We start from the raw sequence: 12,205 nt of genomic DNA on the forward strand, positions 1-12,205 counted from the left end.
AGCCCTCCCAGCAATGGAACATCGATGTTCCACAACAGTACTCAAATGCTCTATTTTGGCAAGGCGGTAGTTTGTCCCGGTGAGCACCCGCGACCGCACCCGCAGCGCGATCCTCGACGCCGCCGCGACCGTCCTGGGCCGCGACTACCAGGCGAAACTCGCCGAGATCGCGGACGCGGCCGGCGTCGGCCGGACCACCCTGCACCGCTACTTCCCGGACCGCGCCACGCTGATCGAGGCCACCATCGAGGACTCCGTGGCCGCCATCGAGTCCGCCGTCGGTGACGCGGCGATCGACCAGGGCCCGGCGCTGGACGCCATGCGCAGGCTGGTCGCCGCGATGCTGTCGGTCGGGGACCGGCTGGTGTTCCTGTTCGGCGACCCGCGGGTGCTGGCCGAGCACGACCCGAACGGGAGCCCACCGCCGGACGACCCGCTGATCGCCCTCATCGAGCGCGGCCAGGCCGACGGCGTGTTCGATCCGGCGCTCACTCCACAGTGGATTCAGCGGGTGCTGTGGGCGCTGGTCTACACCGGGTACACCGAGGGCGAACAGTGCGGCGTGCCCCGGCACGGCATCGTGGACACCGTGGTGAAAACGTTGCACAGCGGGATCGGCCGATCATGATCTTCGCGACCGGTTAACCGGCGCTCACGCGTTCGTTCACCTCACGTTCCCGCGCGGTGTCTTACATCGGCGCACGTGTGGGGAGTTCTCGACGCCGAGCCGGCAGGGCTCGGCAAAGCCGCAGGTCACATAGGTGACATACTGACCAAATTGGACAATTCCGCGCTTGCCGGAATCGTCCCGACGGCGGAGGTCTACGGGGACGCCGGCCTGGCGGGCAAGCTCGGCGAATTCGCCGGCCTGGCGCGGATCGCCGCGCGCGTGCTGCGGGAACGGGTCGACCTGACGGGCACCGCGCTGCTGGACACGGCCACGCTGTTCCGCGAGATGGAGCTCGACAACGAGGCCGCCATCCGGCGGGCCGGGCAGTGAGCGCGGAGCTCGGCTCCACCGACGACCCCCGCGCGCTGGTCCCCGGATCACCGGAAACCATCGTCGAGCACGCGCGGACCCTGCTCGACCAGGCGAAACAGTTCGACGGCGTCGGCTCGAAACTCGCCGGGTTCAGCGTCCCCGGCTGGCAGGGCGCGGCCGCCGACGCGTTCGGCGAGCTGGTCGACTGGCTGCCCCCGCAGTGGCTGAAGGCGGCCGACAGCCTGACAGCCGCCGCGGGCGGTCTCGACCACTACGCCGACACGCTGCGCTGGGCCCAGGAACAGGCCCAGGAGGCGATCGAGCTGTGGGACTCCGGCCGCCGTGCCCTCGACCGGGCCGCCGAGCAGGCCGTCGAGGACGCCGCGGAGGAAGCGGTGCAGCAGGCCGAGCAGCTGCGGCAGCAGGGCGAGCAACTCCAGGAGCAGGCGCGGGAGGTGCTCGACCGGGCCCGCGAACAGCTCGCACGCCAGGCCGCCGAAGCCGCGCGGGCCATCGGCACGATCGAGGCCGCGGCGGGCAGCGCGATCGGCGGGCTCGTCGACGCGATCGCCAGCGGCTGGGACGCCACCGGCAGCTCGTCGATCAAGACGTGGGAGTACGGCAACAAGTTCATCCCGCCCGAGCACGGCAAGCTGGGCCGCTACCGCTACTACGCTTACCTGCTGCACCAGGTCGCCGAGGGCAAGCTGCGGAAGGGCGATCTCACGCTCACCGGCAGGCTCGAAACGATGGTCGGCATCGAGACCAACTTCCAGGCCGCGCTGAACAACAAGGGCCTCATCCTCGAGATGGAGACCATCGACGGCATCAAGAGCACCGCGACCGGCCGCGTCGACTACGGCGTCCTCGGCCTGGACGGCAAGGCGGAGGCCATGTTCGGCGTCCGCGGCCGGGCCGGGCTCAAGGCCACCAAGGAGGTGGTCGAGGCCAAGGCGGGGGTGTTCGCCGGGGCGCGCGGCAGCGTGCGCGGCGCCGTCGACGTCGGTGGCGTCGGCGCGGGCGGGACCGCGGAGGGCTGGGCCGGTCTCGGCGCGGAGGCCGGGTTCACCGTCGGCGAGGGCGAGGACGGCAAGTTCCACATCAAGGGCAACGCCGGCCTGGCGCTCGGGCTCGGCGGTGAGCTCGGGTTCGACCTGCAGGTCGACGGCCACAAGGTCGCCGAGACCGCGAAGTCGGCCACGAACGCGATCGGCAACGGCATCGAGGCGGCCGGCGAAGGCATCAAGGACTTCGGCGAGGACGTCGCGGACGTCGGCAAATCGCTCAAGGGGTTGTTCGGATGACACTGCCCGTTTCCGTCCACTTCGGACTGCCGGACGGCTGGGAGCCCGTGCCGGCTCGGGACGCCGCCTTCGCCGCGGTGCGGTCGGACACCGCGGGGATCATGCTGACCGGCGGGATGTGGCCGTCGGCGGTGCCGTTGCGCGAGGTGGCCGCCGGGTCCGCGGCGGACCTGCGCGAGACCGCCGCCGAGGTGACCGTGCTCAGCGGCGACGAGATCGGCGGCGACGGTTTCGTGCAGGAGCTGCGGTTCACGGCCGGCGGCGAAACGTTCGTGCGCAGCGAGGTGTACCTCGCGATGGGCGAGGGGGCGGGCCAGCGCGCCGTCGTCCGCGCGGTGCTGACCTGCACCCGGGCCGAGTTCGACGCGCTGGCCGGCGACTTCCGCGAGTTCGTCGGCTCGCTCGGCCCCGACGACTAGCGCGGGCGGGGCCGGACGGTGACGTCGGTGACGTGCGAGTCGGGGCTCGCGGTGACCGCGGAGAGCACCGCCGCGGCGACCGAGTCCGGCCGCAGGTACTGCGTGGGGGCGTACTCCTTGCCCTCGCCCGCGACGATCGCCTGCTGCATCTCCGTGTCGGTCCGGCCCGGGTAGACCGAGGTGACCCGGATGCCCGGCTCCTCCTCGCGCAGCGCGTCGGCGAACGCGCGCACCGCGTGCTTGCTCGCCGCGTAGGGGCCCCAGCCGGCGCGGGCGGACAGGCCCTGACCGGAGTTGATGATCACGACGTGCCCGTTCGCGGCGCGCAGGGCAGGCAGCAGCAGGCGGGTCAGCTCCGCCACGGCGACGACGTTGACCTCGAAGTTCTTCCGCCACGCCGCGGGCGCGGACTGCTCGACGGTGCCCAGTTCGGCCGTGCCGGCCGAGTGGACGAGCACGTCCAGCCGGTCGATGCCGGCGACCGCCGCGCGCACGCCGTCGAGGTCGCTCAGGTCCACCGGCCACGGCTCCGCGTTCGCCGACTCGGCGGCCTGCTCGCCGAGCGCGTCGACGTCCCGGCCGGCGAGCAGCACGCGGTGGGTGGGGGCGAGCGCACGGGCGATAGCGGCACCGATCCCGCGCGAGGCACCGGTGACGAGAGCGAGGGGATTTTCCGGCATGCCCCTACGTTAGGCGGTTGTTCCCGGCCGGCTGGAGGAGATCCCGTTGTCGCAGTCCCTCGCGTCGAGGCGAGCCCGTCACGAGCGGGTGTCCACGGCGTTGTCCCGGCTCGGCGATGCGAGCGTGGCCGCGTTACTGGACGGCGCCCGGCCGCTGGGCACCGGTATCGGCGGCACGACCTGGCTGGCCGACGTCGAGGGCGTGCCGGTGTTCGTGAAGCGGGTGCCGGTCACCGAGGTGGAGCTGGCGAACCCGCGCTCGACCGCCGACCTCTTCGGCCTGCCGGTCTGGTCGCACTACGGGGTCGGCTCCCCGGGCGGCGGCGCCTGGCGTGAGCTGGCCGCGCACGTCCTGACCAGCGACGACGTGCTGGCGGGCGGCAGCGAGAACTTCCTGCTGCTGCACCACTGGCGGGTCCTCGGCGGCGGCCCGCGCCCGCAAGTGACCGCGGCCGAGCGGGAGGAGTCGATCGCGTTCTGGCACGGCCACCCGGGCGTGCGGCGGCGGCTGGAGGCGCTCGCCGCGGCGCCGGCCGACCTCGTGCTGTTCCTGGAACGGATGCCGCACGACCTCCGCGCCTGGATGCACGAGGGCGCGTGCGGGATGGCCGAGCGGGAGCTGACGGCGATCACCCGGGCAATGAGCCGCCTCGGGTTGTGGCACTTCGACGCGCACTTCGGCAACACCCTCACCGACGGCGAACGGCTCTACCTCACCGACTTCGGCCTGGCGTCCAGCCCGCGCTTCGACCTCACCGGCGCCGAGCGGCGCTTCCTCGCCGACCACGCCACCCACGACCGCAGCTACGTGCTCACCCACCTGGTCAACTGGATCGTGCGCGAACTGGGCGGCATCGCCGACGTCCGGCTGCGCAACGAGGCCATCCGCACCGGCGACCTCCCCGCGCTGCCTCCCGCGGCGGCGGACGTCGTCCAGCGGCACGCCCCGGTCGCCGCCGTGGTCAACGCGTTCTACTTCCGCCTGCACACCGAAACCCGGATGGCGCCGTACCCGCGCAACGTGATCGAGCACGTGCTGCATTGATCTTGACGAACCACCCGTAAGTGGCATGCAATTCGGGGATGTCGACGAGGACGATCGCCGAGGGTGACCGGGTGCTGGGCAAGGTCGCGCTGCGGATCATGCCCTTCCTGGCCCTGCTGTACTTCGTGAACTACCTGGACCGCGTCAACATCGGCTTCGCGGGGCCGAACGGGATGAACGCCGAACTCGGTCTGTCCGCGACCGCGTTCGGGTTCGCCTCCGGGATCTTCTTCCTCGGCTACCTGACGCTCGAGGTGCCCAGCAACCTCGCGCTGCACCGGTTCGGCGCGCGGCGGTGGCTGGCGCGGATCATGGTCACCTGGGGGATCGTCGCGACGGTGCTGGCGTTCGTGCCGAACCCGACGACGCTGGTGATCATGCGGTTCCTGCTCGGCGTCGCCGAGGCGGGCTTCTTCCCCGGCATCATCCTGTACCTGACGTACTGGTTCCCGGCGGCGCAGCGGGCCAAGGCGGTCGCGTTGTTCATGGCCGCCGTGCCGGTGTCCTCGGCGATCGGGTCGACCGTGTCCAGCCTGCTGATCGCGCACGGGCACGGGGTGTTCGGGCTGTCCGGCTGGCGGTTCATGTTCCTCGTCGAGGGCATCCCGGCGATCCTGCTCGCGTTCGTGACCTGGTTCTACCTGACCGACCGGCCGGAGCAGGCGAAGTGGCTCACCGAGGACGAGCGCCGCTGGCTGACCACCGAACTGGACAACGAGCGCAAGGCGACCGAGGCCGCGCACCACTGGCCGCTGCGCAAGGCGCTGACCCACCCGCGCATCCTCGGCCTGGCCTTCGTGTACTTCGCGATCGCGTACGGCCTGTACGCGCTCGGGTTCTTCCTGCCGACGATCATCGCCGGGTTCGGGCAGCAGTTCGGGACGAAGCTGTCGACCGTGGAAGCCGGTCTGGTCACGGCCATCCCGTACGTGATCGCCGCGGTGGTGATGGTGTTCTGGGCGCGGCACGGCGACCGCACGCGGGAGCGGAAGTGGCACGTCGCGCTGCCGATGATCGTCGGCGGCGTGGCGATCCCGATCGCCCTGTACCTGGGCAACCCCTACGCGGCGATGGTCGCGGTGACGATCTGCGCCGTGGGGGTGTGCGCGGCGCTGCCGACGTTCTGGGCGCTGCCCTCGACGTTCCTCTCCGGCGCGGCGGCCGCCGGCGGCATCGCGTTGATCAACTCGCTGGGCAACATCTCCGGTTTCGCCGCGCCGTACGTGACGGGCTGGCTGCGGGACCTGACGGGATCGCAGCGGACCGGCCTGTGGGTGGTCGGGCTGTGCATGCTCGCCGGGGCGTGCGTCGCGTTGGTGCTGGGCGCGCGGCCGAAGCCGGACCGGACTCAAGCGGTCGACTCGCTCCCCTGAACGTGGAACTCGCGCGCGGGAGCGTGGAACTCGCGCGCCGGAGCGTGGAACTCGCGCGCCTGAACGTGGAACTCGCGCGCGGGAGCGTGGGACTCGCGCCGGCATGACGGAGCCCCGGGGAAGCGCGTTCCCCGGGGCTCCGTCAACTCACCTTCAGCGGCGCTTGCGCCACACCGAAACCACCGCCGGGCGGGGCAGGTTGCTGCCGCCGTCCGGCCAGTGCGACTGCGGGTTCGTCACCGTGCCGCCCTCGCCGGGGTGCTGCACCGCGACCGTGACGAAGTCGCTCGTCACGTTGGGGCCGCAGGTTTCCGCGCCGATCGGCACCGTGAGGAACTGCTTGACCTGGCCGCGGTTCGGGCCGTCGACCGGCACCGCGAACAGGCCGTCGTTCATGCCCAGCGCGTTGCCGTCGGTGGAGATCCACAGGTTGCCGTAGGGGTCGAACGCCACGTTGTCCGGGCAGGAGATCGGGCTGACCTGGTCCTTCGGGAAGCCGCCGAAGTAGGTGTCGGCCGTGGCCGGGTCACCGCAGACCAGCAGCAGCCGCCAGGAGAACGTCGTCGAGGCCGCGTCGCCGCGGTCCTCCTCCCACTCCAGCACGTGGCCGTTCTTGTTGCCGACGCGCGGGTTCGCCTCGTCCACACCGGCCTTGCCTGCCGCGCCGCGGTCGCTGTTGTTGGTCAGCGCGGCGTAGATGCGGCCGTTGACCGGGTTCGGCTCGATGTCCTCGGGGCGGTCCATCTTCGTCGCGCCGGCCTTGTCCGCGGCCTGGCGGGTGAAGACGTACACCTCCTCGGCGGTGAACCCGTCCACGAAGGACTTGTCCCCGCTGGCCAGCGGGATCCACTCGCCGCGGCCGTCGAACTCGCCGTCCGCGGGCAGCTTGCCGGTGCCGTCGATCTGGCTCGCCGGGCTGTCGCCGGTGAACTTCGCGACGTACAGCGTGCCCTCGTCGAGCAGCGCCGAGTTGTGGCGGCGGGCGTGGGCGCTGGTGCCCGGCTTGTACTTGCCCTTCGACACGAACTTGTAGATGTACTCGAAGCGCTCGTCGTCGCCGGAGTAGACCGCGACCCGGCCGTCCTTGGTGATCTTGACGTTGGCGGCCTCGTGCTTGAAGCGGCCGAGCGCGGTGTGCTTGATCGGGGTGGAGTTCGGGTCGTTCGGGTCGATCTCGACGACCCAGCCGAACCGGTTGACCTCGTTGGGCTCCCGCGGCACGTCCCAGCGCTTGTCGAAGCGCTCCCACTTGCGGGTCGAGGTGCCCTTGCCGATGCCGTAGCGGGTCAGCCGGGCCTGCTCCACCGGGTCGGTGACCTTCTCCGAGTTGGCGAAGTACTGGTGGAAGTTCTCCTCGCCGGACAGGACCGTGCCCCACGGCGTGACGCCGCCGGCGCAGTTGTTCTGGGTGCCGCGCACCTTGGTGCCGGTCGGGTCGGCGGAGGTCTTCAGGTACTTCGAGCCGGCGGCCGGGCCACGCACCTCGAACGTCGTGTCCAGCGTGATGCGGCGCCCGTAGCGGCTCGGCACGACTTCCAGGCCGCCGTCGCGCTGCTTCTCCACGAGCACGACCGACAGGCCGTGGGCCGCCCAGCCGATCTTGACCTGCTCCTCGGTCGGGTTGGCCGAGTCGTACTGGCCGGCCGGGAACATCTGCGTCTCGGTCGTGTACTCGTGGTTCACGACCATCAGGAAGCGCTTGCCCTGCCGGTCCTGCGGGATCAGCCCGACGAAGTCGTTGTTGTAGCCGAACTGCTTCGCCTGCGCGGCCGCGGTCTGCTTGGCGATGTCGAACTTCGGCGCGCCGGTGACCACCGGGTCGCCCCAGCGGATCACGACGTTCTGCTCCCAGCCGTCCGGGATGACGACCGCGTCGGCCTTGTTCGGCGCGACGGGCGTGAAGTCCGTACCGGGCACGGGGCGGCCGGGGCGGTTGCCGTGGCCGGCCAGCGCGGGCGGCACGGCGGCGGAGGCGGTGGCACCGGCGTGGAGCGCGGCGAACCCGCCCGCCGCGGCGGCCATGACGGCACTGGCCTTGAAGACGCCGCGCCGGGACATGCCCTTGACGACGTCACCGAAGTACTCGTTCGACGACTCGTTGGGCGCCTCGTGAGCACACTGGTTGCCACAACGGTAGATGCACGTGGTCGCGGCTCTGCCGCTCGTGTGGGTAAGGAGGGGCAGCAGCCGCCCGGGGGTGAAGGACACCTGGTCTCCAGTCACTCAGTCAGGGGAAACGCTGGTGACGTTAAGCGACCGAGGCCAGGTGTCCTCAAACTACAGGTGAACGGTAGTCAAAGCTCTTCCCCGACGAGAGCTGCCTCACGCGGCACCCGGTGCGGATCCGCGCTGTTCGTCCGGATCGCGAGGAGCCCGCCGGCCAGCACGCACAGGATCGCGGCGATGACGAACGGGGCGTGCTCCGAGCCGAGCCACTCGGCGACGTGCCCGACGAGGGTGGCGGCCACGGCGCCGCCGAGCCAGCGGCAGAAGTTGTAGCCCGCGCTGGCCACCGGCCGGGGCGCGTCGCTGATCGACATCGCGGTGCCGGTGAACAGGGTGTTCAGCAGGCCGGAGACCAGCCCAGAGGCGATCACGCCGACCACGATCACCGGCTTGCTCGGCACCACGAGCACCACCATCAGCACCGCGTAGCCGAGCACCGACACCACGGTCGCGTGCCGCTCGCCGAGCCGGCCGGCCAGCTTCGGCGCGAGCACCACCCCGGCGACCGCGACGCACAGGCCCCAGCCGCAGAAGATCAGCCCGACCGCGACCGCGCTCCAGTCCAGCACGAACGGGGTCCAGGCCAGCACGGTGAAGAACGCGGCGGTGTAGAACGCGGAGCCGATCGAGGTGCGCAGCAGGCCGGCGTGCTTCAGCGCGCACAGCGGGTCGAGCAGCCGGATCGGGTCCCGCTTCTCGTGCTTGTCCCCGGCCAGGAAGATCGAGCACAGCACCAGGGCGGCGGCCATCAGCACGGCGGTGCCGACGAACGGGCCGCGCCAGGAGATGCTGCCGAGCAGGGCGCCGAGCAGCGGCCCGGCCGCGAGGCCGACGCCGAGCGCGGCCTCGTAGAGCAGGATCGCGCCGGCCTGCCCGCCGGTGGCGGCGCCGACGATCACCGACAGCGCGGTGGCGATGAAGAACGCGTTGCCGAGGCCCCACACCGCGCGCAGCGCGACCAGCTGCTCGATCGACCCGGCCGCGGCGCACAGCGCGGTCGCGACCACGATCAGCGCCAGCCCGGTCAGGACCGTCCGCTTCGGACCGAACTTCGCGCTGGCGGCGCCGGTGACCAGCATGGCGATCACCTGGACGCCGAGGTAGGACGAGAACAGCAGCGTCACCTGGGACGGCGTGGCGTGCAGCCCCTCGGCGATGGACAGCAGGATCGGGTCCACCAGCCCGATCCCCATGAACGCGATGACCGCGGCGAACGCCGTGATCCACACCTGCTTGGGCTGGCCCTTCAGCGCGTCCAGCAGGCTCCCGTGACTGTGACTGCTCATGAGAGCAGTTCCTCCTTCTTGACCGGATCGATGAGCCTCCGCAGGGCCGGCAGCGCCGCGTCGATCGCGTCGCGGTCGGCTGGATCCAGGGCGGTCAGGCGCTCGCGCAGGAACTCCTCGCGGGCCGTGATCAGCGCGGTCATGTACCGCGCGCCGGACGAGGTCGCCTCGATCAGCACCGCGCGCCGGTCGTCCGGATCGGGCCGCCTGCTGACCAGGCCGAGCCGCTCCAGCCGGCGGACCAGGTCCGTCATGGACGGCTGACGCACGCCCTCCAGCTCGGCGAGCGCACTCATCCGCCGCGGGCCGCCGTGGACCAGCTCGCTCAGCACCGAGCCCTGGGTCAGGGTGAGCTGGTGCCGCGGGGTCAGCCGCCGGACCAGGTAGTAGAGGCGGAAGACCAGCGGGCGGAGCTCGTGCGCGAGCTCTGCTACTCCTGGATTCACTTAGCTAGCCTAAGCGTTATTGCTTAGGTTGTCTAAGTTAATCGGCTCACAGGGACGCGGACTTCACCAGCCACAGTCCGGTCAGCACGGCGCCCACCAGGGTCACCACCCCGGCCACCACGAAGGCACTGCCCAGCCCCGCCCCGGTCTGGACGACCGCTCCCAGCACCGCCACCCCGAGCACCGCCCCGATCTGCCGGGTCGTGCTGCTGATCGCGGACGCCAGCCCGCCCTCCCGCGGGCTCACCGCCTGGATCGCGGCCCCGGTCAGCGGCGACATGGCCAGGGCGAACCCGACGCCCACCATCGCCAGCCGCCACCACACGTTGCCGTAGCCGGTGCCCGCGTCCACGAAACCCAGCACCAGCAGGCCCAGCCCGGCCAGCACCAGGCCGCTGGTGACCACCACCCGGAAGCCGTACCGCGCGGCGAGCCGGCCGGCGAACGGGCTCACCACCACCATGCCGAGCGTCGCGGGCAGCGTCCGCAGCCCGGCCACCAGGATCGAGCTGCCCTGGACGTGCACGAAGAACTGGGAGAAGAAGAAGGACGAGCCCATCAGCGCGAAACCCACCACGACCATCGCCGTGTTCGACACCGTGAACAGCCGTTCCCGGAACAGCCGCAACGGCAGCATCGGCGCCGCGCGGCGAGCTTCCACGGCGACGAACCCGGCGAGCACCACCACCGCGACCGCGAAGCTGCCCAGGATCACCGGCGAGGTCCAGCCACGCGACCCGCCCTCGATCAGGCCGTAGGTCAGCGCGCCGACGCCCACGACCGACAGGACCGTGCCCGGCACGTCGATCGCCGGCGCCTCCGGGTTGCGGGACTCGCCCAGGACCCGCATGCCGACCACCAGCAGGACCGCGCCGACGGGCACGTTCACCAGGAAGATCGCCGGCCAGGAGAAGGCCTCGACCAGGATGCCGCCTGCCAGCGGTCCCGCGGCCAGGCCGATCCCGCTGAACCCGGCCCACAACCCGATCGCCCGGACCCGCTCGGCCGGAACCGGGTACGCGGCGCTGAGCAGGGCCAGCGACGCGGGGCTCAGCGCCGCGGCCCCGACGCCCTGCAGCACCCGCCCGGCGATCAGCCAGCCGATCGACGGCGCGAGGGCGCACACCACCGACGCGACCGTGAACACCGCCACACCGGCCAGGAACACGCGCTTGCGGCCGAACCGGTCGGCGAAGACCCCGCCGGACAGCAACAGCATGGCCACCAGCAGCACGTAGGCGTCCACGATCCACTGCAGCCCGCTGAGCCCGACGTGCAGGCGCTCCTGCATGTCGGGCAGCGCGGCCCCGACGATGGTGCTGTCCAGCAGCACCATGAACTGGCCGAGGCAGGCCAGCGCGAGCAACGCCGCCCGGCTCACGGCGGGAGTCTCGATCTTCGTCATGCCGCCGACGATAGTTCGATAATCCCGAACTGTCGAACAGTTTGCTAGACTCGGGCCATGCGATCGCTACCCCAGCCCGCACGCGAGTCGCTGACGCTCGCGCAGGTGCTGCACGCGCTGGGCGATCCAGTGCGCCTGAAGCTGGTGCTGCGCGCCTCCGGGGACCCCGAATCGACGTGCGCGGTGCTCGCCGACGGCCTGGACGTGCCGATGTCGACGCTGACCAACCACTGGCGGATCCTGCGGGAGGCGGGGGTGATCTCGATGACCGTGGACGGCAGGCACCGGCGGGTCCGGGTCCGCGCGGACGACCTGGGCGAACGCTTCCCCGGCCTGCTCGGCCCGATCCTGCGCCTGGCCGCGGACGAGTAGGTACGGTCACGGGCATGGACGCGGTGGTTTTCGACCTCGACGGGGTGCTCGTCGACTCCGAGCAGACCTGGGACGAGGTGCGCCGGGCGGTCGTCGCCGAGTACGGCGGCAGCTGGACCGCCACGGCCACCCGCGCCATGCAGGGGATGAGCACCCCGGAATGGGCGCGCTACCTGGTCGAACACCTCGGCGCGCGGCTCACGCCGGAGCGGATCGCCGAGGTCGTGATCGACGCGATGGCCCACCGCTACGCGGGCGGTCCGCCGGTGCTGCCCGGGGCCGCCGACGCCGTGCGCGCGGTCGGCGAGCGGTACCCGGTGACCATCGCCAGCTCGTCACCACCGGTGCTGATCGAGGCGTTCCTGACGGCCACCGACCTGACCGGGCTGGTCGAGGTCGCGATCTCCAGCGAGCAGGTCGCCGCGGGCAAGCCGGCCCCGGACGTCTACCTCGAAGCCGCCCGCCGGCTGGGCGTCGACCCCGCGAAGTGCGCCGCGGTCGAGGACACCACCAACGGGCTCAAGTCCGCGCTGGCCGCGGGGATGACCGTCTACGCCGTGCCCAACCCGCACTTCCCGCCGGATCCCGCCGTGCTGGAGCGGGTGCACCGGGTCCTGGACACCGTCGCCGACCTGCCCGCCGCGCTCCAGGCGTGAAGGAAGGGCCC

General features: G+C 71.6%; 13 protein-coding genes. 8 read left to right on the forward strand and 5 right to left on the reverse strand.

What is annotated here, in order from left to right; genetic code table 11:
* Positions 1-79 precede the first annotated feature (79 nt).
* The 4 genes from D0D28_RS08720 (at position 80) to D0D28_RS08735 (ending at position 2,705) form a co-directional block, all read left to right on the forward strand.
* A complete protein-coding gene (locus D0D28_RS08720; protein ID WP_116110291.1) occupies positions 80-628 on the forward strand; it encodes a TetR/AcrR family transcriptional regulator in 549 nt (182 codons plus the stop codon).
* A 150-nt stretch (positions 629-778) separates the two neighbouring features.
* On the forward strand, positions 779-1,000 hold the full coding sequence (locus D0D28_RS08725; protein ID WP_094003245.1) for a hypothetical protein: 222 nt from the start codon (positions 779-781) through the stop codon (positions 998-1,000).
* Positions 997-2,286: a putative T7SS-secreted protein gene (locus D0D28_RS08730; protein ID WP_116110292.1), complete on the forward strand. Its 1,290-nt coding sequence runs from the start codon at positions 997-999 to the stop codon at positions 2,284-2,286. Before D0D28_RS08725 ends, D0D28_RS08730 begins: the two co-directional genes overlap by 4 nt.
* Positions 2,283-2,705: a hypothetical protein gene (locus D0D28_RS08735; RefSeq protein ID WP_116110293.1), complete on the forward strand. Its 423-nt coding sequence runs from the start codon at positions 2,283-2,285 to the stop codon at positions 2,703-2,705. The genes D0D28_RS08730 and D0D28_RS08735 overlap by 4 nt, the downstream gene beginning before the upstream one ends.
* On the opposite strand, the gene D0D28_RS08740 is transcribed toward D0D28_RS08735, so the two are convergent.
* Positions 2,702-3,385: an SDR family oxidoreductase gene (locus D0D28_RS08740; protein ID WP_116110294.1), complete on the reverse strand. Its 684-nt coding sequence runs from the start codon at positions 3,383-3,385 to the stop codon at positions 2,702-2,704. The two genes, D0D28_RS08735 and D0D28_RS08740, sit on opposite strands and share 4 nt — an antisense overlap.
* Positions 3,386-3,431: 46 nt before the next feature.
* Between D0D28_RS08740 and D0D28_RS08745 the strand changes: the two genes are divergently transcribed.
* Positions 3,432-4,430, forward strand: coding sequence for a hypothetical protein (locus D0D28_RS08745; protein ID WP_240323135.1), 999 nt, complete (start codon positions 3,432-3,434; stop codon positions 4,428-4,430).
* Between the two features lie 38 nt (positions 4,431-4,468).
* Positions 4,469-5,803: an MFS transporter gene (locus D0D28_RS08750; protein ID WP_116110296.1), complete on the forward strand. Its 1,335-nt coding sequence runs from the start codon at positions 4,469-4,471 to the stop codon at positions 5,801-5,803.
* 153 nt (positions 5,804-5,956) lie between these two features.
* Here the strand turns inward: D0D28_RS08750 and D0D28_RS08760 are convergent, their stop codons facing one another.
* The 4 genes from D0D28_RS08760 to D0D28_RS08775 all read right to left on the reverse strand — a co-directional run bounded on the left by D0D28_RS08760 (position 5,957) and on the right by D0D28_RS08775 (position 11,166).
* Positions 5,957-8,011, reverse strand: a complete 2,055-nt coding sequence (locus tag D0D28_RS08760; protein ID WP_116110297.1) for a PhoX family protein — start codon at positions 8,009-8,011, stop codon at positions 5,957-5,959.
* An 86-nt stretch (positions 8,012-8,097) separates the two neighbouring features.
* Positions 8,098-9,315 (reverse strand): MFS transporter, encoded by a 1,218-nt coding sequence (locus tag D0D28_RS08765; protein WP_116110298.1) that lies wholly within the window; start codon positions 9,313-9,315, stop codon positions 8,098-8,100.
* Positions 9,312-9,761 (reverse strand): MarR family winged helix-turn-helix transcriptional regulator, encoded by a 450-nt coding sequence (locus D0D28_RS08770; protein WP_116110299.1) that lies wholly within the window; start codon positions 9,759-9,761, stop codon positions 9,312-9,314. The genes D0D28_RS08765 and D0D28_RS08770 overlap by 4 nt, the downstream gene beginning before the upstream one ends.
* A gap of 46 nt (positions 9,762-9,807) precedes the next feature.
* On the reverse strand, positions 9,808-11,166 hold the full coding sequence (locus D0D28_RS08775; RefSeq protein WP_116110300.1) for a DHA2 family efflux MFS transporter permease subunit: 1,359 nt from the start codon (positions 11,164-11,166) through the stop codon (positions 9,808-9,810).
* A 57-nt stretch (positions 11,167-11,223) separates the two neighbouring features.
* Here D0D28_RS08775 and D0D28_RS08780 point away from each other — a divergent pair, with 57 nt between their 5' ends.
* The gene (locus tag D0D28_RS08780) at positions 11,224-11,538 is read left to right on the forward strand and encodes an ArsR/SmtB family transcription factor (protein WP_116110301.1); all 315 of its coding nucleotides are present in this window, start codon (positions 11,224-11,226) and stop codon (positions 11,536-11,538) included.
* A 14-nt stretch (positions 11,539-11,552) separates the two neighbouring features.
* A complete protein-coding gene (locus tag D0D28_RS08785; RefSeq protein WP_116110302.1) occupies positions 11,553-12,194 on the forward strand; it encodes an HAD family hydrolase in 642 nt (213 codons plus the stop codon).
* Positions 12,195-12,205: the final 11 nt, after the last annotated feature.

It is taken from the genome of Amycolatopsis ruanii (genome assembly GCF_003385175.1).
GTDB lineage: Bacteria > Actinomycetota > Actinomycetes > Mycobacteriales > Pseudonocardiaceae > Amycolatopsis_E > Amycolatopsis_E thermalba.